Consider the following 26,955-nt stretch of genomic DNA (forward strand, 5'->3'; position numbering starts at 1 on the left):
AAGCCCATGCTGTCCTCAAACTGCTGCACGGCTTCGGGCGAGATGCATCAGTATTCGCGTTCGTAGACAATGCCGGCTTCGCCCTCACCGTTGCCACCGGCCCCTCCGCGCAGCTTGACGCCGCGGCCGACATCGAGGTTGATCACCGCCTTGGCGCCGGCCGAGCCGCCCTGCTGCAATTCGAAATAGGTGCGGTCGTTGAGATAGCGGCCGACGCTGACGCTCGTCTGCCCCTTGGAATCGGTGCTGACGTCGAAATCGTCGACGCCGAGCTGGTTGCGCAGGCCTTCGAAAAGCGAGGTGGAGCGGTTGCCGGCAAGCTGACTGACGGCGTCGGCGAGCTGGGCGATCTGCACCGGTGAGAGCTTCGACATCGACTGGCCGAAGATCAGCTGCGCCAGCACCTCGTCCTGCGGCAACTGGGGTGAGGAGGAAAAGGTGATCGCGGGGTCGGTGGCGAGGCCCGCAACGTCGACGGTCAGCGTCGTCGAGCCGGAGGCCGAGGTCGCTTCCATATCGAGCGCCGGCGTCAGATCACCGGCAAAGGTGATCCTGCTCTTGTCGGAGAAATCCAGACGGCGGTTGAGAATGGTCATGCGGCCGCGGCGCATGGTGAAACCGCCGGTCACGATGGGTGCAGCCGCCGTTCCGCGGATCGTGACCAAGCCGCCAAGCTCGGCATCGATGCCGCGGCCGCGTACGAAGATATGCGAGGGCGCATCGATTTCGAGATCCAGCGTGATCACGGAGGATTTCTCGCCGGGTTTTCGCTCGCCGTCATCGCGCAGCTGCGCAATGACGGCCCGCGGCGCATTCTTGTGCCGGATGTCGATTTCTCTCAGCGAGGTCGGCAATTTTTCTGGGACCGTGATCGAGGTCTTGTCCAGCCGAAGCTTGCCGCTCAGCGTCGCATTCATGATCGGCCCCCGCAGGCCGACCGTGCCATTGACGGTCGAGACGACAAGGGTTCCATCGACATAGACCGCCTTGTCGAGCTTGATCGAAATATCGGCGGGAAAGCCGCCCGCCGGCTGGATGCCGATGGTGCCGGTGGCGGAAATCGTGCCGCCGCCGCCAAGGTTGCCGCTAAGGCGCGATATCACGGCCTGGCTGCCATTGAAAGTCACGGTCGCCGTCAGATTGTTGACGGCCATATTGCGCCGGACGTCGACGAGCTTGGCGCCATTGGTCGAGACGGTGCCGTTGATGACGGGTGCTGCGGCTGTCCCGCCGATCTGCAGGTTGACGGTGGCGACGCCGTCGGCGACGAAGCCTTGTTGCGCAAGCGGGGCGCCGAGCACAGCGAAAGGAAGATTGCCTGTGAAGCGCATGTCCATGGCGCGATTGCCTGAAATCACCACGCTGCCGCCGCCCTTCAGCGACATGCCGGCATCACCGGCAAGGCTGGTGTCGACCGTCAGCCTGTTTCCGGCAAGTTTGCCCGATGCGCCGATGGTGAACGGCGAAAGGCCGGCACCTTTTGTCTGGCTCGTCGCCGCGTTCTTCCAGTCGACCTTGAAGTCGACGGAGGGCGCCGATAGCGCGCCGGTGGCCTTTGCGGTCGCTGAGACCGCACCCTCGGCGGCAAGACCGGGAACGAAGCCGTTGGCGATGCCGGCCGGAACATTGGTGGCGTTCGCCGTGACGTCGACCGAGCGGATCGACGTACCGGCGATGGCAAGATTGCCGGTAGCTTTCACCGCGATGCCGCCGCCACCAGTAAGGTTGGCGTCGAAATCCAACCTGTCACCGGCGTATTTTCCCGTCGCCGCCAGCGCAAGGCGGGACAGGCCGGCAGCCTTGGTATGACTGGTTGCGGCATTCTTCCAGTCGAGCTTGAAATCGACGATCGGATTTGCCGGCGTTCCCGACGTTATGGCGCTTGCCGAAAGCGTGCCCTCGGCACCGAGGCCGGGAACGAAGGCATTTGCGATATTTGCCGGCAGCGCCGGAATATCGGCATTGATCGAAAGGTCCCGGATGGCCGTTCCCGCGATCGTGACGCCGCCCTTCGCCTTGGCCAACACGCCGTCCTTGCCGGCGAGATTGGCGTCGAAATCGACCCTGTCATTGGCGAACTTGCCGGAAGCCGCAGCACTCAGGCCCGAAAGGCCGCTGCTCTTGGTCTGGGCGGTCGCGGCGTTCTTCCAGTCGAGTTTGAAATCGACCGCCGGCTTCGGCAGCGCTCCGGAGGCGGATGCCGTTCCCGAGACGGTGCCTTCGGCGGCAAGACCCGGGACGAAGCCGTTGGCGAGGCCTGCCGGAAGGTTGGCGAGATCGGCCTTGACGTCAAGATTGCGAACCGACGTGCCTGAAATCGCAACATTGCCGGCGGCCTTCAGCGAGAGGCCGTCCTGACCGGCGAGATTGGCATCGAAATCGAGCCGGTTGTCGGCGAAGCGTCCCGATGCGGCAAGTGCGAGGCCCGAGAGACGCGCGCTTCTGGTCTGGCTGGTCGCAGCATCCGCCCAGTCGAGCTTGAAGTCGGCTTTCGGTGCGGCGGGTGTGCCGGCTGCGGACAGGGTGCCGGAAATCGTGCCGCCGGCCGCCAGATCGGGAACGAAGGTATTTGCGAGACTGGCCGGAAGCTTGGCGATCTCGGCATCGACCTTGATGCTGTCGATCGCCGTACCGGCCAATGCGACATTGCCCGTGGCCTTCAGCGAGAGGTCTTTGTCGCCGCTGACTTCCGCATTGAAATCAAGCTTGTTGTCGGCAAATTTTCCCGATGCGGTCGCGCCGATCGCGGCAAGGCCGGCACGTTTCGTGTGGCGCGTCGCAGCATTTTTCCAATTGAGATCGAAATTGGCGGTCGGGGCGGAAAGAGAGCCGCTGGCCGAGACCGTTCCAGAGATCGCGCCTTCGGCGGCGAGATCGGGGACGAAGTTGTTTGCGATATTTGCAGGGATATTTGCCAGCGCGGCGTCGACTTTGACATTGCCGACTGTTGTGCCGGTGACGGCGATATTGCCGTTAGCCTTCAGCGAGACGCCGTCGGCGCCGCCGATCACGGTGTCGAAATCGAGCTTGTTGTCTGCGAATTTTCCCGATGCCTTCAGGCCAAGATCCGCAAGGCCGGCGCGTTTCGTCTGGGTCGTCGCAGCGTTTTTCCAATCCAGATCGAAATTGGCAGTGGGAGCAGCGAGCGAGCCGGAGGCCGCTACCCTTCCTGAGATCGTCCCTTCGGCGGCGAGATCGGCGACGAAGCTGTTTGCGATGCTTGCCGGAACATTTGCCAGCGCGGCGTCGATCTTGACGTTGCCGATCGTCGTGCCGGTGATGGTGACATTGCCGTTTGCTTTCAGCGAGAGGCTGTTGGCGCCGCCGATCACTGTATCGAAATCGAGCTTGTTGTCGGTGAATTTTCCGGATGCCTTCAGGCCAAGATTCGCAAGGCCGGCGCGTTTCGTCTGGCTCGTCGCGGCATTCTTCCAATCGAGATCGAAATTGGCGGTGGGTGCAGCGAGGGAGCCGGAGGCCGCCACTTTTCCTGTAATCGTGCCTTCGGCAGCGAGATCGGGAACGAAACCATTAGCGATACGGGCAGGCAGATTGAGGATATCGGCGTTGACATCCAGCACCGGTGCCTTCGGGTCGGCGAGCGCGACATTGCCGGCGGCCTTCAGCGAGAGGCCGTCATTGCTGCCGACCGTCGTGTCGAAGTCGAGCTTGTTATCGGCGAATTTGCCGCTGGCGGTGATGCCGAGCGGTGCCAGGCCCGCCCCCTTGGTCTGGCCGGTCGTCGCATCCTTCCAGTCGAGCTTGAAGTCGGCGACCGGTGCTGCCGGCGTTCCGGTCACGGCAATCGTTCCGGAGATCGTGCCGCCGGCTGACAGGTTCGGCACGAAACCGTTGGCAAGTGCTGCCGGCAGCTCGCGAATATCTGCATCGATCTTCAGCGTTTCGCCGGCGGAACCGGTGACGGTCACCGAGCCGGTGCCGGTTTTCAGCATCAGTCCGTTCAGGCTGGCCGCACCGCCGCCGATTGCGACCTGCGTCGGTGCGGCAAGCTCGATCGGGATATTGCGGGGGCTTGCCGAGAAGCGATCAAGGTTCAGGTGCATCGTGCCGCCCGCCGCTTCGATATTGCCGGCGGCCAGCACGGGATTGCCGTCATAGGCAGCGTCGAGATCGAAATCGGTATGGTCTTGCTGCTTGGTAAAATCGAGCGAAAGGCCGGCAAGCCTGTTCGTTCCGGCACTCACCTCTTCAGCCTTGACCGTGCCGTTTGCCGCAAGGGCTTTGAGATCGCTGACCGTGACATCTATATCCGGCTTGACGATGGCAAGCGTATCACGGCTGATCGAGCCGCCGGTCGCAAGCAGCTTGAGCGCAATCCTGCCGCTGTCGCTGCTGACGCCGAGCGACCCTTTGAGATCGCCTTCGGCCTTCTGTCCGCCGAGTGCGGCGAGCAGGCCGACATTGGGGAAATCGAAGGTCAGCGCGCCTGTCGGCTCCAGGGAGGGCGAGAATTCAACGTTGCCGGTCAGCCGGTTGCCGCCGATGTCGGCGGTCAACGCCGGAATGCTCGTTTTGCCGTCCCGCGAACTTATGTCGCCGTTGATGCTGATCGGCTGGCCGTCGATCGTGCCGGTGGCGGCGATCCTGCCCTGCGGCGCCTTGGGATCGGCGAGACCCGACAGGTCGATATTGAGGTTGCCGAGCATGCGGTCGGCCATTTCAAGGCTGGGCGCCTTGAGATTGGCCGTGACTGAAATTGCCGGGAGCTCACCCCCCACTCTCAACGCATAACCCGCGCCACCGCTGGCGCCGGGGATGAGCTTGCCGATGTCAGGCAGCCGGCCGGAGAGATCGGCATTCAACATCCCGCCGTCGAGCGCGACGTTGCCGGCCGCTTCCAGCGTGCCGGACTTCAGGACGAGGTTGGACAGCGCGAATTTCGACGGGATGGTGCCGACCACCTGGCTTTCGAGCGAGATCGGTCCGTCGAACCTGCCTGTTGCCGCAGCCGGCAGGGCTGCCGGGTTGATGGTGAGCTTGAGGTTGCCCGTCAGCGCTTGGTCTGCCAGCCGATAGGAGCCGTTGAGACCGCCGTTGATATTGGCGGTTTCGACGGTGGTGCCATTGAAGCCGATACCACTGGGAGAGATCTGCAGCGGCGAGGCGATGGTGATCGGGCCCTGAACCGCGCGATTGAGGTTCGGCTCGGCAAAGGTCGCGTCGCCGGCAACAAGGCGCAGCTGGACGCTGCCGGAACGGGCGGCGAGATTGAAGGCGTCGCTCTTTGCCGTCAGCTTGACATTGCCGATATCGGCCTGCGGCAGGGTTGCGGTGTCGAGCGAGCCGCTGACATTCAGTCGGGCGGTTTGCGCATCGCCGGTCAGTGCCAGGTTGAGGCCTGATATAAGAAAGCGTGCTTCGCCTTCGGCGAGCGGCCACCGGAAATCGACAGGCCCCGACGTGCCGAGTAGATTGGCGTTCAGGCTGTTGTTGCCGGCCGGATCGAGGGTGCCCGAGGCGGCGATTACGACGCTGCCGGTGGCGATATTGCCGGTCTGGATATCGATCTTGCCGTGATTGTCGAAGGTGGTGGCAAGATCGATATTGGTCTGGCCGGCAAAAAGCGGCCGGAATGCCGATGGAAGCAGCGAGCTCAGGTCACCGCCGCCCTTGAGGTCGAGGTGGTGCAGCCCGTCTTCCGTAATCTGATGGCGGGCTTCGATTGCGGCGCGCTGCTGCCCGTCGAGGGCAGCCTGCAATTTGCCTTTCCAATCGGATATCGGCCCCTGGCCGTCCAGGTCGATGTTGACGGCCGGGCTGTCCGGCAGGCCGAGAAAGCCTGCCAGCAGCCCGCCCTTCGGCTCGGACAGCTGTGCCTTCAGCCGCAGCCGGTTTTCGGCTGGCGCAAAAGCGATGTCGGCGGCAAGCCGCGCATCCGGAACCGCGTGACGGCTGACATTGGCGACGGCCTCGCCGCCATCGCCGTTCGCCGAAAGGCTGCCTTCGGCGGCGAGCGCAAAGGCGCGGCCGGCCAGCGGTGCGGCAAGTTTGATATCGGGCAGCGCGATGCGGTCTATACCGACCTTGATCGGAAGGCTGAATCCGCCGGAATTTTCAGCCTGGGGCCGCGAGGGCAGGGTGCGTACCGGCTTGCGCAGCACGTTGATCGCTTCGATCTCGAAGCGTTTGGCATGGAAGGTTCCGGTCAGCAGCGCAAGCGGATTCCAGTCGATCGCGACGCCATGAATTTCCGCAAAGACGCCCCTGGTGTCGGAGATGGAGATCTCGGCGGCGCGAAGCCCGCCGGTCAAAAGGCCTTGCGGTTCGCGAACCTCGATCGTCATGTCGCGATTGGAAAGCGTGGAGGCTATCTTTTCGGTGACGATGCGGGCGCCAAAACTGGTGAAGCCGAAGATCGCCAGTGCCGCGACCGCGAGAATCAAGGTGGCGCCGACGACATAGCCGGTGAGCCGTACGATCCAGTTGACGATTTTTGTCAGCGTTTGCATCGGCGCGGACACTACCCCGTTTTCATGACGGCCCACAGATCGAAAACACGAGCGGAATCGGCAATCCTAGAAGGATTGGCCGATGCCGGCGTAGATTCCGTAATCTGTGCCATCTTCGTACTTGTTCAGCGGCACGGCAAAATCAAGCCGCAGCGGGCCGAAAGGCGTTGCATATCGTATTCCGGCGCCGGCGCCGGCGCGGATATCGGAAAAACCCGGAAAGGTGCTGTCCGATACGGTGCCGACGTCGATGAAGGGCACGATGCCGATCGTATCGGTGATCTTGATGCGGGCCTCCAGCGAACCGGTCACATAGGAACGGCCGCCGGTGGGATCGCCATTGTCGTTGTAGGGCGAGATTTCCTGATAGCTGTATCCGCGCACGGAGCCGCCGCCGCCGGCAAAGAAGCGCTGTGTGGCGGGAATGTCCCCAATGCTGTCGCCGCCGATCAGGACGCCGGCGGCAATCTTGCCGGCAAGCACCAGGCCGTCTTCCTGGCCAAACGGCAGATAGCCGGAAATCGAGCCCTCGAATGCCGCATAGGGCGTGGCGTTGAAGATTTCGTAGCCGGGCTTTGCCGACAATGTTGCGCGATAACCCTCCGTCGGGTTGAACTTGTCGTTGCGTGCGTCGCGATCATATTGGATCGGCAAGGTGAAAGTCAGATAGTCGTTCGTGCCGAAGGCGTCGTCGTCGCGCTCCCAGCTGAGCTCGCCGCTTGCCGAGACCGTGTCCTGGTCGGTTAGTTCGTAGGAAAGGCCGAGCGAGGCGGTGACGAGCGTGGCGTTATAGGCATCCGGATTTTCGGTCTTGGCGACGATGCCGGCCTTCAGCGTGGCGGCGGGGAAGAAGGCGCCGGGTTTGGTGAAGAGAATGCCGGCGGAATAGTCGAGGCTGCCGACATCCGTCGTTTCGCCAAGCCGCGAGACCGATCCCTCGATCCTCAGTGTTTCCGCCTCGCCAAACAGGTTGCGATGACCCCAATAGCCCTGAATACCGAAGCCGTCGGTGGTGGAATATTGCGCGCCGACACCGAAGTAGCGCCTCTTGCCTTCGGAAACCTCGATCGTCATCGGCAACGTGCCGTCCGATGCCAATGCATCTCCTTCGTGAATGGTGACGCTCGAAAAGACACCGAGGGCGCGAAGGCGCTCGCCGGCTTTCTTCAGCGTTTCCGGCGAATAGGCTTCACCCTTGTTCAGCCGGGAATAACGCTGGATGAAAGCTGGCCTGACGGTCTTCTCGCCGGTGACGCCGACATCGCCGATTGGAGCGATGGGACCGCCCTCGGCAGCAAGGACGATATCGACGGTGTCGCTGTTGTGATCGGCAACGACCTTGCGTTCGGTCAACTTGGCGAAGGGCCGGCCTTCGCTCTTCAATTGTTCGACGATCTTGTCGCCGGCCTTGATGATGGCGAGCGAGCCGGCCTCAGCGCCCGGGGCAAGATCGTAATCGGCGGGATTATGGTTTGCGGCATCGCCGCCGAACTGGACCTCCCTGACCTTGAAAACGGGGCCGGGAGCAATGTCGACGGTGACGGGGATCGGCCCTGACCGGTCGAATGTCGGATTGGGCGGCAGGTCGTCGATATTTTTACCGTCGATGGTAATCGTCACCAGGCCGCCATAACGGGCCTTTTCATACAGAGTGGCGATCAGCCGCTCTCGATCGTCGCGCGCCTTGACGACGACGCCGAGATCGCCGGACACCGGCTGCTTCTGGTCACTGAGGAGACGGGAGCTGTTTTCCAACGCTTCTTTCAGGTCGGGATCGGCGGTATCGGCTTTGAGGTCGACGTGGTAGCGCACCGGGTCGGGCACCTGTTCGCCTTCGTCTTCTTCTTTGCCGAAAATGGTGATGCCGAAAAGCTTGAAGGCGTAAGCGTCGCCGATCAGGACCGGTGAGAACGCAGCTGCCGCTGCGACCACCATCATGGTGCCTGTTCGCCGATACGCAGTACCTGTTTTCGGGCTTGTCCCTCTGATCCGCATCCGCCGCTTTTGGTTATGCCTACAATGAAGCTTCGTTGCCCAGCCATGAACAGCTTAGCGACAAAATCGCGCGGGGTGTACCATTTTAAATTGCCAACGCGCTAATTTAGCACAAAAAATCCCGGACCTGTGTCCGGGATTTCCTGAATTTGCCGATTTCAGAGCGCGCTCAGCGCGGGCAGGTATCGATATAGCGGCGGCCGTAACGGTCGCGATAGTAGCACTGGCCGGGCTGTTCGGCGACGCTGCCGATCAGGGCGCCGGACACACCGCCGATAGCGGCGCCGACTGCCGCGCCACGGACGTTGCCGGTGACCGCGCCGCCGATGACGGCACCGGATGCAGCGCCGATGCCGGCGCCCTGCTGCGTCGGTGTGCAGCTTGCGATCGACAGGCCGATCAATGCGAGTATGACAACTTTCTTCATCTTTTCTCTCCGAGGTTGTTGCCCAGCGGGCAAAGGCCGTCCCTTTTATTTTTTTGTCAGGCTAGACCGAAAACTATGTCGGAAGAAAGGGTTGTCCACTGCTGCGCCGATTTTTTTGCGATCGGGCTGTCGTCGCCTTTTGCACGGTCCGCAAACTCGGCTGCCTTCTGCGGCATCAATTTCGTTGATCGCGGCTCGCATATTTTTTATCTGGAATCATTCAAAAATATGGGCCTTTTGCCGCAGTTGATGTTAAAGCAAAGGGTAAGCATTGACGCGCGGACGTCCAGTCATCAAGAACATTCGCGCGATACTGGAGCATATGATGGATTTCGAAGCGTTTTTCAAAAACGAGCTGGACGGGCTTCATACCGAGGGCCGTTACCGCGTTTTTGCCGATCTCGAGCGTCACCGCGGCAATTTTCCCCGCGCGACGCGCTACACCGCGGATGGCCAAAAGGAAGTCACCGTCTGGTGCTCCAACGACTATCTCGGCATGGGCCAGCATCCGAAGGTGATCGAGGCGATGAAGAACGCCATCGACCACTGTGGCGCGGGTGCGGGAGGCACCCGGAATATTTCTGGCACCAACCACCATCACGTCATGCTCGAACGTGAGCTTGCCGACCTGCATGGCAAGGAAGCAGCGCTGATCTTCACGTCGGGCTATGTTTCCAACTGGGCAGCCCTCGGCACGCTCGGCGCCAAGATCCCCGGCCTCATCATCTTCTCCGACGCGCTGAACCATGCCTCGATGATCGAGGGCATCCGCTATGCCAAGTGCGAAAAGGTGATCTGGAAGCATAATGACGTGGCCGATCTCGAAGCCAAGCTCAAGGTCGCCGATCCGAAGGTGCCGAAGCTGATCGCCTTCGAGAGCGTCTATTCGATGGATGGCGATATCGCTCCGATCAAGGAGATCTGCGACCTCGCCGACAAATATGGCGCGATGACCTATCTCGACGAAGTGCATGGCGTCGGCATGTATGGCCCGCGCGGTGGCGGCATCGCCGAGCGCGAGGGGCTAATGGACCGGCTGACCGTCATCGAAGGCACGCTCGGCAAGGCTTTCGGAGTGATGGGCGGTTATATCGCCGCTTCGACGGCACTTTGCGATTTCATCCGCTCGTTTGCTTCCGGCTTCATCTTCACCACGGCGCTGCCGCCGGCGCTTGCCGCCGGCGCCGTCGCCTCGATCCAGCACCTGAAGGTCAGCCAGTTCGAGCGCGCCCGCCATCAGGACCGTGTCCGCAAGCTGAGGGCGCTGCTCGACCAGAATGGCATCCCGCATATGCCCAATCCGAGCCATATCGTGCCGGTGCTGGTCGGCGATGCGGCCAAGTGCAAGTGGATCTCCGATCTGCTGCTCGACAATTGTGGCGTCTATGTCCAGCCGATCAACTATCCGACCGTGCCGAAGAAGACCGAGCGCCTGCGCATTACGCCGACACCGCTGCATTCCGACGCCGATATCGCCCATCTGGTCGAGGCGCTGCATTCGCTCTGGTCGCGCTGTGCGCTCGCTAGGCACGTCGCCTGATTTTTCGATGACCGCTCGGTTCGAACCGTAATTCAGGGCCTCCACTTGGAGGCTCTGACAGCGATCGGTCTTGCTCCCGCAAGGCGCTGCAGCAAACCTCCCTTGCTCGTCCAAGATCATCCGCTCTGCGCTTGGTCTTAACGCCTCTGACACATCGCAATCGGCCTGACCAATGAATCTTTTCCCTGTGTTTGCCTCCTGCCGCAACTGCGAGCCTCGGGTGTCGCGTGAGAAAACCTTTTCTCACTTGACATAAGGATTGGTAAAAGCTTTTCTCAGATCACTTCAGAAGGAGGACGTTCTGAACATATGGGGAGGAAAAAGAGGCAGGATCACCATCCACGAGGTGGCGGCGGCTGCCGCGGTGAGCATCTCGACGGCGTCGAAAGCTCTCAATGATACCGGCCGGATGGGAGCGGAAACGCGCGAGCGGGTGAAGCGGATCGCCGCCGAAATCGGATATCGGCCGAATGCGCTGGCGAGAGGTCTTCTCAGCAAGCGCAGCTTCACCATCGGGCTGCTGACCAACGACACCTACGGTCGTTTCACGCTGCCTGTCATGGCGGGTATCTCGGATGCTCTCGTCGATCACGGCGTTTCGGTCTTCCTGTGCGCCATCGAAGACGATCCGGCGCTCGCCCAGATCCATGTCGATGCGATGCTGGACAAACAGGTCGACGGCATCATTGCGACGGGAAAACGCCTGGATCGGCGCCTGCCTGTCGATCTTTCGAATTTGCATGTGCCTGTCGTCTACGCATTCACGGAGGGGACGCAGAACAGTGTCACCTTCCGTTCGGACGACGAACAGGGTGCGCGGCTGGCTGTGGAATGGCTCGTGAAGATCGGACGGCGGCGGATTGCGCACATCACCGGCCCGCAGGACTTCTTCTCGGTGCGGGAACGTGCCGGCGCCTATCACGAGGTGGCAGGTCACCGTGAGCCAGTGCTCTACGGGGTCTGGTCGGAAAGCTGGGGGCATGATGCGGTCGAACAGCTTTGGAAGAGGTCGGGAGAAAAACCGGATGCTCTCTTCTGCGGCAACGACCAGATCGCCCGCGGCGCGGTGGATGCGTTGCGCGAGCGCGGCGTCAAGGTGCCGCAGGACGTCTCGGTCATCGGCTTCGACAATTGGGAGATTGTCGCGGCCCAGACGCGACCGCCGCTGACGACGGTGGATATGGAACTGAAGGAGCTCGGGCGGCAAGCCGGTTTGACGGTGCTCGCGCTTGCGGAAGGACGGCCTGTCGAACCGGGGGTGAGGAAATTGCCGTGCCGGCTGATCGTCCGGCAGTCATGCGGGGGTGAAGCCCCCTAGGAATGAGAACAAGAGAATGAGCAAAGGCGCGAGGAGATGCGCCATATCGGGAGGAGTGTCATGATCAAGCGTCTATTGGCGGCGACCAGCATCGCTACCTTGTGCCTGTTTTCGGCCGCGTCGGCTGCTGAGAATGTCGAAATGTGGGTTCGTACGGGGATCGGCGACGCCTTCAAGAAGGTCGTCGAAGCCTATAATTCCGGCCACGAGAACAAGGTCGTCATGACCGAGGTGCCGTTCTCCGAGCTCGTGCAGAAATATGCGACGGCGATCGCCGGCGGACAGGCGCCGGACGCCCTGTCGATGGACCTCATCTATAATCCGGCCTTTGCTGCGGCCGGCCAGCTCGAAGACCTGACGGACTGGGCAAAATCCCTCCCCTATTTCAACTCGCTTTCGCCATCGCATGTTCGCCTCGGCACCTATCAGGACCGGATTTACGGCCTGCCGCTTTCAGTCGAGACCTCCGTCTTTGCCTGGAACAAAGATCTCTACAAGAAGGCTGGTCTCGACCCGGAAAAGGCACCTGTGAATTGGGACGAAATCACCGCCAATGCCGAGAAGATCCGGGCGCTGGGTGACGATACCTACGGCTTCTATTTCTCCGGCGGCGGCTGCGGCGGCTGCATGATCTTCACATTCACGCCGCTCGTCTGGGGTGCGGGCACCGATATCCTGTCGGCCGACAGCAAGACGGCGACGCTCGATACGCCGCAGATGCGCAAGGCCGTCGATATCTACCGCAACATGGTCAAGAAGGACCTCGTCCCGGCAGGAGCCGCCAGCGACAACGGCGCCAACTTCCTGACCTTCACCAACGGCAAGATCGGTCAGCAGAGCCTTGGCGCCTTTGCCATCGGCACGCTGGTGACCGAGCATCCCGATATCAACTTCGGCGTAACGCTCATTCCCGGCGTTGACGGAAAGCCTTCGTCCTTTGCCGGCGGCGACAACTTCGTGATCACCAAAGGCACCAAGAAGATCGACGCGGTGAAGGAGTTCCTCGAATATGTATATTCGATGGACGGCCAGAAGATCATGGCGAAGTATGGCAGCCTGCCGACGCGCGGCGATATCGCCGACAAGGTGCTTGAGGGCCTCGATCCGCGCATGCAGGTCGGCCTGAAGGCGATCGGTGTGGCCAAGACCCCCTATACGCTGCAGTTCAACGACTTGATCAACAGCGCCAACGGGCCATGGGCAAGCTTCACCAACGCCGCGATCTTCGGCGACGACGTCGACGGCGCGTTTTCGAGTGCGCAATCGGAAATGCAATCGATCATCGATAGCGGCCAGTAAACTCTCCCTCGGCCGCGGCCGGGGAGCGGTGGCAGCTTCCCGGCCAAATTCAATTGACAGATGCGGAGCGTTTGATGACCGGTTCCGGTTCAGAGACCCTATTGCCTCGGCGCAGGCGACGGCGCCGATCGAACTGGCGCGGCCTCGTCTACATTGCGCCGGCCATGGCGCTGGTCATCGTCTTCTTCATCATGCCGGTTCTCTTCACCGGATGGATGAGCCTGCACAACTGGCCGCTGATGGGAGCGTCCCGTTGGATCGGCTTCAACAATTATTTTCGCATGGCCAACGATACCCGTTTCATGACGGCACTGAATTTCACGGCCTACTACACCGTGATCGTCACCATCGCGATCTTTGCGATCGCCTTTCCGCTGGCAATCTTCGTCGAAAAGGAACGGCAGTTCGTCGGCGCCTACCGCACGATCATCTTCCTGCCCGTCGTGGTCGGTCTTGCGACCTCCTCGCTGCTGTGGGTCTGGCTCGCCAATGTCGATAGCGGCTTCATCGGCCCGGCCTTGAAGGCGCTCGGCCTCGTCGAAAAGAGCCCCAATCTTCTTGCGACCTTCGACACCGCCTTTCTGACGATCGTGGTGATGGTCGTCTGGAAGATCGCAGGCTTCACCATGATCATTCTTTTGACCGGGCTTCAGGCCATTCCGTCCGAGCTGACGGAGGCCGCCCGCATCGACGGAGCCGGCCGCTGGCAGCGTTTCCGGCATCTGACGCTGCCGCTGATGCGCAAGACGATTGCGCTGGCGCTGATCGTCTCCGTCACCGGTTCGATCCTCGCCTTCGACCAGTTCTACATCATGACGTCAGGCGGACCGCAGAACAAGATGATCTCGGTGGTCTACTACATCTTCAATCAGTCCTTCGTGTCGTTCAATCTCGGCTATGGCGCAGCGCTCTCGATCGTGCTTCTCGCCATCCTGGTGGCGATCAGCATCGTGCAGCTCTGGCTGCTTCGCGTCGGGGAGGAGCGTCCATGACCACCTCAAGGGAGCGCCGCGCGCGCAAGGCCATCCGGACGAAGTCGGCCTATCACCTGACCGGCATCGCTATCTCGATCTTCTTTCTCGCCCCCTTCGTGATCACGCTGTTATCGTCCTTCCGGCATGGCACGGAGGCCAGCCTGCCGCCCTTGCCGCCATGGCCGACCTCAGGCGTCAGCATCGATTCCTATGCGCTGCTCGATACGTTCGGCGCCGGCATCTGGCGGCACATGATCAATTCGCTGTTCGTTTCGGTCGCCACCGTGGTGCTCACCGTCGCCGTCAGCCTGCTCGCCGGTTACGGCTTCTCGCGCTATCGATTCCCGCTGAAGAATGCGCTCTTCGTGCTGATCATCGCGACGCTGATGATCCCGTTCCAGTCGATCCTGACGCCGCTCTTCATCATCCTGGCAAAGCTCGGCCTCAACAATTCGCTGCTTGGGCTGACGCTGGTCTATGTGACGTTGCAACTGCCCTTCTCGGTCTTCATGATGCGCAACGCCTTCGATGCCGTGCCGAAGGAGATCGAAGAGGCTGCGCGCATCGACGGCGCGCGCGACCTCAGGCTCTTGGTCCGGGTTCTTCTGCCGCTGGTGCTTCCCGGCGTCGCGACGGTGGCGATCTTTGCCTTCCTCAATGCCTGGAACGAGTTTCTCGCCGCACTCGTGCTGCTCTCCAGCAATGAGAAATACACCCTGCCGGTGCTGATGACGGCGGTTCGCGCCGGACGGCTCGGCGCCATCAATTGGGGAGCGGTCCAGGCCGGTGTCGTCGTCATGACGATCCCTTGCCTGATCGTCTTCCTGCTCCTGCAACGCTACTACATGCGCGGGCTGATGGCCGGCGCCGTGAAATGATCCCAAGAAGGTAGAGCCCATGACCAAATCAACCAATGACCGCCAGTTTCGTCCCGTCGCCGTTCCCGATGTGGAGCTCGGCGGCTTCTGGGGCAAATGGCAGGACGCCGTCTGCAATTCCACGGCCGAAACCCTGCTCGACCGCTGCGTCGAGGCCGGCATGCTGAAGGCGATCGATGTCGACCAACCGAGCCCGGGGGTCGTCATTCCCATTCAGCCATGGGGCGGGACGACGCAGATGTTCTGGGATTCCGACCTCGGCAAGTCGATCGAAACGATCGCCTATTCGCTCTATCGCCGGCCGAACCCGAAGCTCGAGGCCCGCGCCGATGAGATCATCGATATGTATGAGAAGCTGCAGGACGAAGACGGCTATCTGAACGCCTGGTTCCAGCGCGTCGAGCCTGCCCGCCGCTGGACCAATCTGCGCGACCATCATGAGCTCTATTGCGCCGGCCATCTGATGGAAGCAGCGGTTGCCTATTATCAGGCGACCGGCAAACACAAGCTGCTCGACATCATGTGCCGCTATGCCGATTACATGATCAAGATTTTCGGCCATGGCGAAGGCCAGATCCCGGGCTATTGCGGCCATGAGGAAGTCGAGCTGGCGCTGGTCAAGCTCGCCCGCGTGACGGATGAGAAGAAATATCTCGACCTGTCGAAATACTTCATCGACGAGCGCGGCACCGAACCGCATTTCTTCACCGCCGAGGCAAGCCGCGATGGGCGTGATGTCTCCGAGTACCACCAGAAGACCTATGAATATGCGCAGGCGCACCAGCCGGTGCGCGCGCAGACAAAGGTCGTCGGTCACGCGGTGCGCGCCATGTACCTTTATTCGGGCATGGCCGACATCGCCACCGAATACAAGGACGACAGTCTGACGGCAGCGTTGGAAACGCTCTGGGACGATCTGACGACCAAGCAGATGTATATCACTGGTGGTATCGGACCGGCTGCTTCCAACGAAGGCTTTACCGATTATTTCGATTTGCCGAACGATACCGCCTATGCGGAGACTTGCGCCTCGGTCGGCCTAGTGTTCTGGGCGAGCCGCATGCTTGGCCGCGGTCCGGATCGGCGCTATGCCGACATCATGGAGCAGGCGCTTTACAACGGTGCACTGCCGGGGCTTTCGACGGACGGCAAGACGTTCTTCTATGACAATCCGCTCGAAAGTGCCGGCAAGCACCACCGGTGGAAGTGGCACCATTGCCCCTGCTGCCCGCCGAATATCGCCCGGCTGGTGACCTCGATCGGCTCCTACATGTACGCCGTTTCGGATAATGAGATTGCCGTGCACCTCTATGGCGAGAGCACCGCGCGGCTGAAGCTTGCCAACGGCGCCGAGGTCGAACTTGAGCAGACCACCAACTATCCGTGGGAAGGTGCGGTCGCCTTTACCACCAGGCTGGAAAAACCGGCGCGCTTTGCGCTGTCGCTGCGCATTCCGGACTGGGCCGAAGGCGCTACCCTCAGCATCAATGGAGAGATGCTCGATCTCAACGCCAATATGCGCGACGGATATGTCAGGATCGATCGTGAGTGGGCCGCGGGCGATCGTGTCGCCCTCTACCTGCCGCTGGCGCTTCGGCCGCAATATGCCAATCCGAAGGTGCGCCAGGATGCTGGCCGCGTCGCATTGATGCGCGGCCCGCTGGTCTATTGCGTCGAAGCGACCGACAATGGCGAAGACCTCAACGCCATCGTCCTGCCGCGTGAGCTCTCCACAGCCGAAACCGTCGTGTTGAAGGATCTCAATGATGCCGTCGCCCTCGATCTCAAGGTCGAGCGCGAGGAAACGTCGACCTGGGGAACAGCGCTCTACCGCAAGGCGCCGGCCGCAAGGCAGGTCGCCACCGCGCGTTTCGTGCCCTATCATCTCTGGGACAACCGCGCGCCCGGAGAGATGCTCGTCTGGGTCCAGTCGGACAGATAGGTCTTTTTGGGGATGACGAACGGTATGGGTAACAAGAGCGTCGTGCTCCAGGACGTGCGAAAAAGCTATGGCAATCTGCAGGTGGTCCACGGGATCGACCTGACGATTGCGGAAGGCGAATTCGTCGTCTTCGTCGGCCCTTCCGGCTGCGGAAAATCGACGCTTCTGCGTATGATCGCCGGCCTGGAAGACGTGACCGACGGGGAGGTCGAGATCAAGGGACGTGTCGTCACCGATCTCGATCCGTCCGAGCGCGGTATTGCCATGGTCTTCCAGTCCTACGCGCTTTATCCGCATATGAGCGTGCGCGACAACCTGGCCTTCGGCTTGAAGATGGCGCGCACCAATGCTGCGGAGATAGAGACGCGCGTCAAGGCCGCCTCCGCAATCCTGAAAATCGACCATCTTCTCGACCGGCGGCCGGGACAGCTTTCCGGCGGCCAGCGGCAGCGTGTGGCGATCGGCCGGGCGATCGTGCGCAAGCCCGATGTCTTCCTGTTCGACGAGCCGCTGTCCAATCTCGATGCGGAACTGCGCGTTTCGATGCGCATCGAGATCGCCCGCCTCCACCGCGAGCTCGGCAACACGATGATCTATGTCACGCACGACCAGACCGAGGCGATGACGCTCGCCGACAAGATCGTCGTGCTGCGCGACGGCCGCGTCGAACAGGCGGGAACGCCGCGGGAAATCTACGAGAATCCCTCCAATACCTTCGTGGCGGGCTTCATCGGCTCGCCCCGGATGAACCTGCTCAATGCCCGCTGGGGTGAGGGCGGCCTGGTCGAAGTCGCCGGCCGGCAGATCGAAAGCGGCCTGCCGCCGGCAGGCAGGCCGGTTGGTGGCGTAGTGACGCTCGGCCTGCGGCCGGAGCATCTGAAGGTGGCATCCGACCTATCGGGCAGGCTGACGGCCAGGGTCGATTTTTCGGAATATCTCGGAGGAACGCAATATCTCTATTGCCAGCTTGCCGATGGCCAGTCGCTGACCGTCGAGCATCGGTCACCGGTCAGTATTGCGGCGGGCGAGCAGGTGAGCCTGTTGTTTGAGCCGTCGGATTGCAGATTGTTCGACGAGGGCGGGAACCGGTTGCGCTAATAGCGGTCGTTAGGACCAAGGCGGGCGACCACTCAGCGATCGGCCCGTCTGAACTTCACTCGGCGATCGCTAGCGTCATGAGCTCCGCCGCCCTTTGCCGGGCTTCCCTGTCGGCGGCGAAGACATCGTCCATGGCGGCAGCCGGCGGCAGGCCGGCCAGATCGTCCATGACCCTCTCGGTGACCTCGGCCATGGCGAGGAAGGACAGCTGCCCTTCGATGAAGGCTTCGAGCGCCACTTCCTTGGCGCCGTTCAACACCGCGCCCTGAACACCGCCGCGGGTCATCGCGAGGCGCGCGAGCCGCAGCGCCGGAAACCGCACCTCATCCGGCGCCTCGAAATCCAGCCTGGCGAGCTTGGCGAAATCCAGCCGCTCGACCGGCAGGTTCGGCCGGCGCGGAAAGGACAGGGCATAACCGATGGCGGTGCGCATATCGGGCGCGCCGAGCTGTGCCAGCACCGACCCATCGGTATAGCCGACCATGGAATGGATGATCGATTGGGGATGGAAGATGACCTCGATCTGTTCGGGTCTCAGGCCGAAAAGGTGCCGGGCTTCGATCATCTCCAGCGCCTTGTTGAACATCGAGGCGCTGTCGATCGAGATCTTCAATCCCATCGACCAGTTCGGGTGGGCGCGCGCGGTTTCCACCGTCACATCCGCCATGTCACGCAGCGAGGCGGTACGGAAGGGACCACCCGACGCCGTCAGGATGACCCGCTCGACGGCGTGGCGCTGGCTCTCTTCCAGCACCTGGAAGATCGCGTTGTGCTCGCTGTCGACCGGAAGCAGCCTGCCGCCGCCTTCCCGGATTGCTGCGATGAACAGATCGCCGGCCGATACCAGGCATTCCTTGTTGGCAAGGGCGATATCGGCGCCGCGGCGGGCGGCGGCAAGGGTCGGTGCCAGGCCTGCAGTGCCGACGATTGCCGCCATTACCCAGTCAACTTCGCGGTCCGCGGCTTCCATCAGCCCGGATTTTCCCGAAGCGACCGCGATGCCGGTGCCGGAAAGTTCGCTCTTCAGTGATTCGTAATGCCGGTCGTTTGCCGTCACCGCCAGCCGCGCGCCGGATGATTTCGCTTGCCGGGCCAGCAATTCGACGTTGCCGCTGCCGGTCAGCACGGAGATTTCGAAGTTCTCCCGTCCGCCCAGGTGATCGACGACATTGAGTGTATTCTGGCCGATCGAACCCGTCGAACCGAAGATGCTGAGGCGCCGCGGCGCGCTTTTGCCGGTCATCATGTAGAATTTCGCGAAAATTTCTCTCGTAGGCTCAGGCTCTACTAGGCTTTGGAGGGAGCGGCAAGTGTGCGGTGCAGCAGATTTCAACCCCTGAGGGGTTTACAGAACAGCGGCCGGATGTGATCCTTCTAACATTGCTGGCGGATTCGCTTCCGCCGCGGCCGGTGATGGTCGCATGGCAAGTCGGGGCGCCGCGGCGTCCATCGAAGAACAGGCACTCGGTGCCGCCGGCCCTTTGGCCATACATTAAATCGAGGATGAAACCGGGATGAGCGGCTTGGCCGTGATCCCTCATCGCGTTCGCTGCGAGCGCTTCCGTGCGCTGCTGCTTCGGTTTCGGAGCCGCAGCCCTGTGTCAGGCAAAACGTTCTGCTTCATGACGACATTCAAAATAGCATGCATTCTTTTCGCCATCCTGCCCTCGCTCACTGCCACAGCCAGGGCGGACGACCTGCTGATCTGGTCGCCGGCCAAGCTTTCGGACCGGTCCTACAAGGCGACGATGGGTTTTCGCCTGCCGGCGGAATGGGAGACGAGCGCTGGCGCCGACATCGCGCTTGCCTCGACCAAAGGCGGGGCGCTGCTGCCCGATTCCGAACAAGCAATGCTTTGGGGCAGTATCACCAGGACGAGCGTCACCCCGGCAAGCCGGTCACAGCAGGGTGCCAGAGTCAGCGTCGATACGCTGCGCGGCAGCGGCGCGCTCACCCTCAGCCGCTCGCGCAGCTGGATCCTGTCCGATTCGCTCGATATGCAGTCGAGCCGATCCATCAGCGTGCAATATGACGCGGTCGAGGCCCGGCAGGCTTCGGTGACGGCATCGCAGGCGCTGAAGCTGATCCATCCCTGGACGGGAACCTCGCTTTCGGCAGGAACAGGTGTCAGCAATGCCAGCGGCGACTTCTCGAGCACGGTGGGGGTCAGCCAGGCCATTCTGCCGAACCTCAATCTCGATGCTGCGGTGAGCAACCCATTTTCCGGGGGTGAGGCGGGCAGCGTCAATCTCCGCTATCGCGTCAACTGGTAGCGGGTGCTGAACCAAACTCCGCCGATCAGCGTTTCCTACGAGGTTTCACGGAGGAACGGATCATGGTTTTCAAGGAGCAGACATTTCACGGGCTCGAACCCGAGATGGAAATAGAGATCGCCAATCGCGCATCGGTCGAGGCGGCTGTCGCCAACGCGCTGGCGATCGCCGGCGGCATCGATGCGTCCGATGTCGAGGTGACGATGGAGAACGACCAGATTGTGTTGAGCGGCACAGTTGGCACGGTGGGCGAAATCGAACGGGCAACCGCGGTCGCCAAGGCGGTCGAGGGCGTGCATGCGGTGCAGAACCGGATCCTGCTTGGGGGATCTCCGCTCGACGGGCCGCATTAACCAACGACGGGCCGCTCCGAGCCCGGCCCCCGCCGGGCGAGGACTATTTCCACAGCATCGCCTATAAGCCGGTCAACCGGCGAAGCGTTCGACGAGGAACGACGAGCCGGCCAGACGATCCGTTTTCTGCGCAGCGCCTGATCCCTGCGGCTGGTAAGCGATGGCGAGCAGCAGGACGCTGACGGCGACATAGGCGATGGCCAAAAGAGTCATCTTGATACGCATGATGAATACTCCTGTTTCGCGATAAACGCGGCTGTTATGGCGAAGTTCCTCATCGGCGAGATCAGAAGAAAAGCCCGGCCGGGGAGGATCGGCCGGGCTTTTCCTGCCATGGATTGCCTTATCGGCAGATCCGGGTTTCCTTGACGATCGTGTGACCGTGGCGGCGGATCTTTTCCGTCTTGGTGAAGCAATCGCGGGAAACGTGCCGCGCCCTCATGTGATGGCGGTAATCGGGCCGTTCTGCATGCCGGTAATGGGGACGCGCGTCATCTGTGGTGATCGTCACACTTGCCGCCTGGGACGGCATTGCTGAAAAGATGGACGCAGCAGCGAGCGTGCAGGCAAGGATAATCTGTTTCATGACAAGCCTTCTTTCTGAGTTGGTCATTCTGGGTTGGTCAGGGCATCAACTCACCGGAAGCGCCGCCGGTTCAATCACATAGAGTTACCGACTGTCTCGACGGCAGAAACCTTTCCGGCCGCGGATCGTTAGCGCAGGGGATAGCCGGAGGCATCGATCATGGGACCGATTGCAAGGATCATCACCATCGTCGCCGGGCTTGCCAGCGGCACGGTTTTTTCGCAGGCGCCGGAATTTACGCAGCAATACCGACAGCGGATCGGCGGGGCGATCGACGAACTGCGCGTCATCGTCGAGGATTTCAATCGCCAAGCCGCCGAGCACGATCTCGATCGCCAGCAGGCGCTGAACGCCTATTCGCAATCATCCGACGATTTCCTGCGCGATCGCGGCGTCTCGATGCAAAGCACGATCACGCGCTACGAAACGCTGCTCTCGCAGCAGCTCCGCCTCGGCACCGCCGCCCCCGTCGCCAAGCCCTTCGTGCTGATGCGGAATGCGGATGATGTGGTTTTCGCCAATACCTGGCGGGACTTCGTGCCTGGGGTGCCGGTGAGCTTCGCCGGCCTCGTCTGGGGCGTAATCGGTTTTGTCGGCGGATGGGTTGTGGCAGCGCTGCTGGGGTTGGGCGCCCGTCGAGCTTCGCGAAGACGGAAGGGCGTTCGTCAAGCGAGCTGACCGGGCGGCGAGCGTGGCCTGCGTGTCCGGATAGCTCCCACGTCCACAAAATCGAGGGCGCTTTAAGCCGGTCGCCTTTCGCCTGCATCGTTCATCCTTGACTGCCAGCCTTGGGGGTTGCTTCGGATTATCCAGCCTGGGCCGACCGGCTATCGAAACATCTCGATGCTCGGCCGCCGATGTGGTGATAAGCGTTCCCACGCGAGCCTATAGACTTCTCGGATATTGCTTTCACCATCTTCAAGCTTTTGGTATTCTTGCAGGGAAAGGCCATGACCTTCGCAACCTGCGTCTGGGTCATTTGCATTTTCTTGCGCATAGAAACCAGTTCTTGGGCTGTCATTGAAAGCGCTCCTTTGATTTGGGTTTTTACGCACTTTGTACACATTGCCAGCCGCTCCGTTACCGCCGGGCGGCTTTTGCCATCTGGGGAATGAATGCCAGCTCTCTAACGCATCCATCAAAGGTATGGCCATGATCGAATCCATTCTCTGGCTGGCGCTTATGCTCCTCGCCGTCCATTGGCTTCTCGATTATCCCCTGCAGGGCCAGTTCCTCTCCGACGCCAAACAATCAGGCCCGCTGCGCGTTTATCACCTGATCGCTCACTCCGGCATTCAAGGCGCTGGCGTCGCAGTGGTCACGGGCAACATGTGGCTAGGTCTTCTCGAATGGCTGGCACACACGACGATCGACGAGGCGAAGGTGAGGGGGAAGACGACTTTCGCCCAAGACCAGGCCTTGCACATCATCTGCAAGGTCATCTGGCTCGCCTACCTCGTCTTGTTCGCAACGCTCTCGCATGGTGCGTCTATCTCGCTCTGGTGGCGCTGACGTTCGGTCTGGCATCTCTACCAGGATGGTGGCCGTTATGAGCGGGAAGATCGAGCGAGGCACGCTGCTGGTCATTTGCGTCTGCGTTGTACTCGCGCTGATATGGATGTTCTGCCCGTGATCCGACCCCTGCCGCCTGACGACATGATCGAAGACACCGGTATCCGCTTCGAACCCGCCCATGATCTTCTCGAATGGCGCGGTCATCGAGGGCCAAAGGCAAGCCGGCTGATGACCGATCGCTCCGTGGCAAAAGGCGGCGCAGAGTTCCTGCTTAGGCTTCTGATCCTGTTTCATCTGGAACAAGCCCGACGGTCACGTCAAAACATTTGAACACGGAGGCAGGCAATTAGGGATCTACGTGATTGAAAAGAATGGTGATCCCGGCGCGATTCGAACGCGCGACCCCCAGATTAGGAATCTGGTGCTCTATCCTGCTGAGCTACGGGACCACTTGAGCGCCATGCATACAAAAGGCTTGGCGCGAAGCCAAGCCTTAATTGTTGCCAGAGCATGTCGCGCAAAAGTGTGCAGCGGTTTTGCGCCAAGGACATGCGGAAAACAAAGACCTAAAGTGCGGCAAGCGAATCTGAAAGATCGCGACGCGCTTTAGAGACCGAGGCGTTGTTCGGCAAGTCGGACCCAGTAGGAGATGCCGTGGGCGATGGCTTCGTCGTTGAAGTCGTAGGCCGGGTTGTGGAGGCCGGCGCTATCGCCATTGCCGATGAAGATGAAGGCGCCGGGGCGGGCGTTCAGCATGTAGGAGAAATCCTCGCCGCCCATCATCGGATCGATCTCGGCGTTGACGTTTGCCTCGCCGGCGATGGCGCTGGCGGTGGCGACCGCATGCTCGGTCTCATCCGGGTGGTTGACGGTGACGGGATAGTTGCGGTGGAAGCTGATTTCGGCCTCGGCGCCGTGGGCCGCGACCAGACCCTCGATGATCTGCCGGAACCGCGTCTCGGCGAGCGTGCGCACCTCGGGGTCGAGGGTGCGAACCGTACCGGCGAAGGTCGCATCGTTCGGAATGACGTTATGAGCGAAGCCGGCATTGAACTTGGTCACCGAGACGACCACCGAGCGCAGCGGATCGGCGGTGCGCGAGGCGATCATCTGCAGATTGGCGACGATCTGGGCGCCGATGGCGATCGGGTCGATCGTCTTATGCGGTTGGGCGGCATGGCCGCCGCGGCCCTTGATGGTGACGGTGAATTCGTCGGTCGCCGCCATGATCGCGCCCTTGCGGGTGGCGAACTGGCCGACAGGCAGGCCCGGCAGATTGTGCATGCCGTAGACCTCTTCGATATCGAAGCGCTCCATCATGCCGTCCTTGACCATCAGATTGCCGCCGCCGCCGCCCTCTTCGGCGGGCTGGAAGATGACGGCGACATTGCCGTTGAAGTTGCGGGTCTCGGCCAGGTATTTCGCGGCGCCGAGCAGCATGGCGGTGTGGCCGTCATGGCCACAGGCATGCATCTTGCCCGGCGTCTTCGAAGCCCAGGGCTTGCCGGTGATCTCGGTGAGCGGCAGGGCGTCCATGTCGGCGCGCAGGCCGACCGTGCGGCGGCCTTCGCCCTTGCCCTTGATCAGGCCGACGACACCGGTGCGGCCGATGCCGGTGACGATCTCGTCGACGCCGAATTCCTTGAGCTTTTCGGCGACGAAGGCAGCCGTATTTTCCACAGCGAAGAGGAGTTCCGGCCGGGCGTGGATGTGGCGGCGCCATTCGGCGACCTCGTCCTGCAACTCCGCGGCTCTGTTCAAAATCGGCATATCGGCGTTCCTGTTATGAAATCTCGACAATCTTTCATCGCATCACGAGGGTGTGAGGCTCACGGAAATTACTTAGTCAATGACCTTTGCCATGTCATAGCCATATAGGCTAAATAGGGGAAGATTTCGAGATTTTCCTGATATCCGAAGGACGAACCGTGTCGACGAGCCACTTCCGTTTGTTTGCTGCCTTGCGGCCGCTTTCTTTCGTGTCAGCGGCGACTGCCGTGTTTCTGGCTTCCGTTCCGCTGGCCCATGCCAATCCGCACATTCTCGTCGATGTGCAGACCGGCCGTGTGCTCGAGCATGAAGAAGCCTTCCGCAAATGGTATCCGGCCTCGCTGACCAAACTGATGACTGTTTACACCGTGTTCGATGCGATCCGCGCCGGGCAGATCAGCCTCGATACGCCCATCGTCATCAGCAAACGCGCCGCCGCGCAGCCGGCCGCCAAGATGTATTTCAAGCCGGGGCAGAAACTGACGCTCGATAGCGCATTGAAGATCCTGCTGGTGAAGTCCGCCAATGACGTGGCGGTCGCGGTCGCCGAAGCTATCGGTGGCACGCAGGAAGGCTTCGTGACGCGGATGAACGGCGAGGCGCTGAAGCTCGGCATGACGGATTCGCACTTCGTCAATCCGAACGGCTTGCCCGGCAAGGGGCAGTATACGACGGCACGCGACCTTGCGGTGCTGACGGTGGCGCTGCGCCGCGATTTTCCGCAATATGCCGGTTATTTCGCACTGGAGGGTTTTACCACCGGCCAGCAGAACGTGCCGAGCCTCAACATGTTGATCGGCCGTTTCGCCGGCGCGGACGGCATGAAGACCGGCTTCATCTGCGCTTCGGGCTTCAACCAGATCGGGTCGGCGACGCGCAACGGCCGCACGCTGGTCTCCGTCGTGCTCGGCACCGACAGCCTTGCAGCCCGCGCCGATGCGACGGCGAACCTTTTGCAGAAGGGCTTCACTACCCAGCCTGCCAGCAACGACACGCTGGGTTCGCTGAGACCCTATGGGTCGGGGCAGGACCAGGTGACCGACATCAGCGCCGATATCTGCAGCGCCAAGGGCGCCAAGGTGCGCAGCGAAACGCGCGACGAAGTCGGCCGCATGAAGGTGCAGTCACCCTATATCCAGCCGATGGACCACGATCCGCAATTCGTCTTTGCCGGCCTCATTCCGGGCCAGGATCCGCAGCCGGCCGCGGAAGCCGAAAAAATGGCGCGCGGCGATACGGCGGGCGCGATCGCCAACGTGCCGGTGCCAATGCCGCGCCCGACATCCTTCTGAGCTTTAAGGTAAAATAACATGAGCGCGTTCAACGACAGGATTCCGGTCACCATCCTGACCGGCTTTCTCGGCGCCGGCAAATCGACGCTGCTCAACCGCATCCTCAAAGATCCGGTGATGAAGGATGCGGCCGTCATCATCAATGAATTCGGCGATGTCGGCATCGACCACCTGCTGGTCGAAAGTTCCGGCGATTCGATCATCGAGCTGTCCGACGGCTGCCTCTGCTGCACCGTGCGCGGCGAGCTTGTCGATACGCTGGCGAACCTGATGGACGCCGTGCAGACAGGCCGCGTCAAACCGGTCAAGCGCGTCGTCATCGAAACGACGGGCCTTGCCGATCCCGCACCGGTCATGCAGGCGATCATGGGCAATCCCGTCATCGCCACGAATTTCGAACTCGACGGCGTCGTTACCGTCGTCGACGCGGTGAACGGGCTGCAGACGCTCGACAATCACGAGGAAGCGCGTAAGCAGGCGGCGGTCGCCGACCGGCTGATCGTCTCGAAAAAGACGATGGCCGAGTCAACGGACGGGCTGGAAAAGCGGCTGCGGGCGCTCAATCCGCGCGCCGTGATGATGGATGCCGACAGCGCCGAGGCGGGCAGTGCCGCGGTGCTGGTCAACGGGCTCTACGATCCGGCGACGAAGATCGCCGATGTCGGCCGCTGGCTGCAGGACGAGGATGCACACGAGGCGCATCATCATCACCATCATGATGGGGACCACAATCACGATCATGATCGTGATGGCCACGGTCACCACCATCATGATCATCACCATCTTGGCGAACAAGGGCACGCGCATCAGGATCCGCACGACGTCAATCGTCACGATGCCTCGATCCGCTCTTTCTCGATCATCGAGGAAAAGCCGATCGATCCGATGGCGCTCGAGATGTTCATCGATCTTCTGCGCTCTGCCCATGGCGAGAAGCTGTTGAGGATGAAGGCGATCGTGTCCGTCTCCGACCGGCCGGATCGGCCGCTGGTGCTGCATGGGGTGCAGAGCATCTTCCATCCGCCGGTGCGGCTTCCCGCCTGGCCGGGGGAGGACCGGCGCACGCGCATGGTGCTGATCACCCGGGATCTGCCGGAAGCCTTCGTAAAGGATCTCTTCGACGCCTTCCTCGGCAAGCCGCGCGTCGATATGCCCGATCGTGCGGCGCTGTCGGACAATCCGCTCGCCATTCCCGGCATGCGGATTTAAATCGTTGATTTTGTTG

The 26,955-nt window shown here is 61.6% G+C and carries 22 protein-coding genes and 1 tRNA gene; 14 read left to right on the top strand and 9 right to left on the bottom strand.

Translation table 11 applies throughout. The features are described from left to right. Positions 1-47 precede the first annotated feature (47 nt). The 3 genes from OIU37_RS26505 to OIU37_RS26515 all read right to left on the bottom strand — a co-directional run bounded on the left by OIU37_RS26505 (position 48) and on the right by OIU37_RS26515 (position 8,892). Positions 48-6,470, bottom strand: coding sequence for a translocation/assembly module TamB domain-containing protein (locus OIU37_RS26505; protein WP_264259172.1), 6,423 nt, complete (start codon positions 6,468-6,470; stop codon positions 48-50). A 66-nt stretch (positions 6,471-6,536) separates the two neighbouring features. Next, positions 6,537-8,465 carry an autotransporter assembly complex family protein gene (locus OIU37_RS26510; RefSeq protein ID WP_264259173.1) on the bottom strand — a complete coding sequence of 643 codons (1,929 nt, stop codon included), beginning with the start codon at positions 8,463-8,465 and terminating at the stop codon, positions 6,537-6,539. Between the two features lie 169 nt (positions 8,466-8,634). Then, entirely contained in the window at positions 8,635-8,892 is a 258-nt protein-coding gene (locus tag OIU37_RS26515; RefSeq protein ID WP_065281468.1) for a YMGG-like glycine zipper-containing protein, read from the bottom strand. A 325-nt stretch (positions 8,893-9,217) separates the two neighbouring features. Here OIU37_RS26515 and hemA point away from each other — a divergent pair, with 325 nt between their 5' ends. The 7 genes from hemA to OIU37_RS26550 all read left to right on the top strand — a co-directional run bounded on the left by hemA (position 9,218) and on the right by OIU37_RS26550 (position 17,941). After that, the gene (gene hemA / locus OIU37_RS26520) at positions 9,218-10,432 is read left to right on the top strand and encodes a 5-aminolevulinate synthase (RefSeq protein WP_264259174.1); all 1,215 of its coding nucleotides are present in this window, start codon (positions 9,218-9,220) and stop codon (positions 10,430-10,432) included. A 346-nt stretch (positions 10,433-10,778) separates the two neighbouring features. Beyond that, positions 10,779-11,750, top strand: coding sequence for a LacI family DNA-binding transcriptional regulator (locus OIU37_RS26525; protein WP_264259222.1), 972 nt, complete (start codon positions 10,779-10,781; stop codon positions 11,748-11,750). A 60-nt stretch (positions 11,751-11,810) separates the two neighbouring features. Next, positions 11,811-13,049 carry a sugar ABC transporter substrate-binding protein gene (locus tag OIU37_RS26530; RefSeq protein WP_264259175.1) on the top strand — a complete coding sequence of 413 codons (1,239 nt, stop codon included), beginning with the start codon at positions 11,811-11,813 and terminating at the stop codon, positions 13,047-13,049. A gap of 74 nt (positions 13,050-13,123) precedes the next feature. After that, positions 13,124-14,041 (top strand): carbohydrate ABC transporter permease, encoded by a 918-nt coding sequence (locus OIU37_RS26535; RefSeq protein ID WP_264259176.1) that lies wholly within the window; start codon positions 13,124-13,126, stop codon positions 14,039-14,041. Further along, entirely contained in the window at positions 14,038-14,901 is an 864-nt protein-coding gene (locus OIU37_RS26540; protein ID WP_012759218.1) for a carbohydrate ABC transporter permease, read from the top strand. The genes OIU37_RS26535 and OIU37_RS26540 overlap by 4 nt, the downstream gene beginning before the upstream one ends. 19 nt (positions 14,902-14,920) lie before the next feature. Next, a complete protein-coding gene (locus tag OIU37_RS26545) occupies positions 14,921-16,843 on the top strand; it encodes a glycoside hydrolase family 127 protein (protein ID WP_264259177.1) in 1,923 nt (640 codons plus the stop codon). Positions 16,844-16,867: 24 nt separating this feature from the next. Next, the gene (locus OIU37_RS26550; RefSeq protein WP_264259178.1) at positions 16,868-17,941 is read left to right on the top strand and encodes an ABC transporter ATP-binding protein; all 1,074 of its coding nucleotides are present in this window, start codon (positions 16,868-16,870) and stop codon (positions 17,939-17,941) included. Positions 17,942-17,996: 55 nt separating this feature from the next. On the opposite strand, the gene dxr is transcribed toward OIU37_RS26550, so the two are convergent. Next, positions 17,997-19,187: a 1-deoxy-D-xylulose-5-phosphate reductoisomerase gene (gene dxr / locus OIU37_RS26555; RefSeq protein WP_264259179.1), complete on the bottom strand. Its 1,191-nt coding sequence runs from the start codon at positions 19,185-19,187 to the stop codon at positions 17,997-17,999. A 376-nt stretch (positions 19,188-19,563) separates the two neighbouring features. Between dxr and OIU37_RS26560 the strand changes: the two genes are divergently transcribed. Both OIU37_RS26560 and OIU37_RS26565 read left to right on the top strand, forming a co-directional pair. Next, positions 19,564-20,214, top strand: coding sequence for a hypothetical protein (locus OIU37_RS26560; protein ID WP_264259180.1), 651 nt, complete (start codon positions 19,564-19,566; stop codon positions 20,212-20,214). A gap of 62 nt (positions 20,215-20,276) precedes the next feature. Continuing rightward, entirely contained in the window at positions 20,277-20,567 is a 291-nt protein-coding gene (locus OIU37_RS26565; protein ID WP_171604653.1) for a BON domain-containing protein, read from the top strand. A 72-nt stretch (positions 20,568-20,639) separates the two neighbouring features. On the opposite strand, the gene OIU37_RS26570 is transcribed toward OIU37_RS26565, so the two are convergent. Further along, a complete protein-coding gene (locus tag OIU37_RS26570; protein ID WP_003543398.1) occupies positions 20,640-20,792 on the bottom strand; it encodes a hypothetical protein in 153 nt (50 codons plus the stop codon). 118 nt (positions 20,793-20,910) lie between these two features. Then, positions 20,911-21,153 (bottom strand): hypothetical protein, encoded by a 243-nt coding sequence (locus OIU37_RS26575; RefSeq protein ID WP_138389537.1) that lies wholly within the window; start codon positions 21,151-21,153, stop codon positions 20,911-20,913. A 159-nt stretch (positions 21,154-21,312) separates the two neighbouring features. On the opposite strand from OIU37_RS26575, the gene OIU37_RS26580 reads away from it, so the two are divergent. Beyond that, positions 21,313-21,831 (top strand): DUF2937 family protein, encoded by a 519-nt coding sequence (locus OIU37_RS26580; RefSeq protein ID WP_264259181.1) that lies wholly within the window; start codon positions 21,313-21,315, stop codon positions 21,829-21,831. Between the two features lie 149 nt (positions 21,832-21,980). On the opposite strand, the gene OIU37_RS26585 is transcribed toward OIU37_RS26580, so the two are convergent. Further along, positions 21,981-22,307, bottom strand: coding sequence for a hypothetical protein (locus OIU37_RS26585; protein WP_264259182.1), 327 nt, complete (start codon positions 22,305-22,307; stop codon positions 21,981-21,983). Between OIU37_RS26585 and OIU37_RS26590 the strand changes: the two genes are divergently transcribed. After that, positions 22,306-22,665 (top strand): DUF3307 domain-containing protein, encoded by a 360-nt coding sequence (locus OIU37_RS26590; protein ID WP_264259183.1) that lies wholly within the window; start codon positions 22,306-22,308, stop codon positions 22,663-22,665. The two genes, OIU37_RS26585 and OIU37_RS26590, sit on opposite strands and share 2 nt — an antisense overlap. 117 nt (positions 22,666-22,782) lie before the next feature. Next, positions 22,783-22,998 carry a hypothetical protein gene (locus OIU37_RS26595; RefSeq protein ID WP_264259184.1) on the top strand — a complete coding sequence of 72 codons (216 nt, stop codon included), beginning with the start codon at positions 22,783-22,785 and terminating at the stop codon, positions 22,996-22,998. Positions 22,999-23,040: 42 nt separating this feature from the next. Here OIU37_RS26595 and OIU37_RS26600 read toward each other — a convergent pair. Both OIU37_RS26600 and OIU37_RS26605 read right to left on the bottom strand, forming a co-directional pair. After that, positions 23,041-23,117: transfer RNA gene (locus OIU37_RS26600), tRNA-Arg, on the bottom strand. A gap of 157 nt (positions 23,118-23,274) precedes the next feature. Next, positions 23,275-24,438 carry a M20 aminoacylase family protein gene (locus OIU37_RS26605; protein WP_171376685.1) on the bottom strand — a complete coding sequence of 388 codons (1,164 nt, stop codon included), beginning with the start codon at positions 24,436-24,438 and terminating at the stop codon, positions 23,275-23,277. A 158-nt stretch (positions 24,439-24,596) separates the two neighbouring features. Between OIU37_RS26605 and OIU37_RS26610 the strand changes: the two genes are divergently transcribed. Together OIU37_RS26610 and OIU37_RS26615 are read left to right on the top strand one after the other, a co-directional pair. Continuing rightward, entirely contained in the window at positions 24,597-25,730 is a 1,134-nt protein-coding gene (locus tag OIU37_RS26610; RefSeq protein ID WP_180696431.1) for a D-alanyl-D-alanine carboxypeptidase family protein, read from the top strand. An 18-nt stretch (positions 25,731-25,748) separates the two neighbouring features. Further along, positions 25,749-26,939, top strand: a complete 1,191-nt coding sequence (locus tag OIU37_RS26615) for a GTP-binding protein (protein WP_182208492.1) — start codon at positions 25,749-25,751, stop codon at positions 26,937-26,939. The last annotated feature ends 16 nt before the right edge of the window (positions 26,940-26,955 follow it).

The organism is Rhizobium sp. BT-226 (assembly GCF_025847085.2).
Lineage (GTDB): Bacteria > Pseudomonadota > Alphaproteobacteria > Rhizobiales > Rhizobiaceae > Rhizobium > Rhizobium sophorae.

Bases quoted from the DNA above. Each gene is read 5' to 3' on its own strand.
- OIU37_RS26505 (WP_264259172.1), bottom strand. From the start codon at position 6,470: ATGCAAACGCTGACAAAAATCGTCAACTGGATCGTACGGCTCACCGGC.
- OIU37_RS26510 (WP_264259173.1), bottom strand. From the start codon at position 8,465: ATGCGGATCAGAGGGACAAGCCCGAAAACAGGTACTGCGTATCGGCGA.
- OIU37_RS26515 (WP_065281468.1), bottom strand. From the start codon at position 8,892: ATGAAGAAAGTTGTCATACTCGCATTGATCGGCCTGTCGATCGCAAGC.
- hemA (WP_264259174.1), top strand. From the start codon at position 9,218: ATGGATTTCGAAGCGTTTTTCAAAAACGAGCTGGACGGGCTTCATACC.
- OIU37_RS26530 (WP_264259175.1), top strand. From the start codon at position 11,811: ATGATCAAGCGTCTATTGGCGGCGACCAGCATCGCTACCTTGTGCCTG.
- OIU37_RS26535 (WP_264259176.1), top strand. From the start codon at position 13,124: ATGACCGGTTCCGGTTCAGAGACCCTATTGCCTCGGCGCAGGCGACGG.
- OIU37_RS26540 (WP_012759218.1), top strand. From the start codon at position 14,038: ATGACCACCTCAAGGGAGCGCCGCGCGCGCAAGGCCATCCGGACGAAG.
- OIU37_RS26545 (WP_264259177.1), top strand. From the start codon at position 14,921: ATGACCAAATCAACCAATGACCGCCAGTTTCGTCCCGTCGCCGTTCCC.
- OIU37_RS26550 (WP_264259178.1), top strand. From the start codon at position 16,868: ATGGGTAACAAGAGCGTCGTGCTCCAGGACGTGCGAAAAAGCTATGGC.
- dxr (WP_264259179.1), bottom strand. From the start codon at position 19,187: ATGATGACCGGCAAAAGCGCGCCGCGGCGCCTCAGCATCTTCGGTTCG.
- OIU37_RS26560 (WP_264259180.1), top strand. From the start codon at position 19,564: ATGACGACATTCAAAATAGCATGCATTCTTTTCGCCATCCTGCCCTCG.
- OIU37_RS26565 (WP_171604653.1), top strand. From the start codon at position 20,277: ATGGTTTTCAAGGAGCAGACATTTCACGGGCTCGAACCCGAGATGGAA.
- OIU37_RS26570 (WP_003543398.1), bottom strand. From the start codon at position 20,792: ATGCGTATCAAGATGACTCTTTTGGCCATCGCCTATGTCGCCGTCAGC.
- OIU37_RS26575 (WP_138389537.1), bottom strand. From the start codon at position 21,153: ATGAAACAGATTATCCTTGCCTGCACGCTCGCTGCTGCGTCCATCTTT.
- OIU37_RS26580 (WP_264259181.1), top strand. From the start codon at position 21,313: ATGGGACCGATTGCAAGGATCATCACCATCGTCGCCGGGCTTGCCAGC.
- OIU37_RS26590 (WP_264259183.1), top strand. From the start codon at position 22,306: ATGATCGAATCCATTCTCTGGCTGGCGCTTATGCTCCTCGCCGTCCAT.
- OIU37_RS26585 (WP_264259182.1), bottom strand. From the start codon at position 22,307: ATGGCCATACCTTTGATGGATGCGTTAGAGAGCTGGCATTCATTCCCC.
- OIU37_RS26605 (WP_171376685.1), bottom strand. From the start codon at position 24,438: ATGCCGATTTTGAACAGAGCCGCGGAGTTGCAGGACGAGGTCGCCGAA.
- OIU37_RS26615 (WP_182208492.1), top strand. From the start codon at position 25,749: ATGAGCGCGTTCAACGACAGGATTCCGGTCACCATCCTGACCGGCTTT.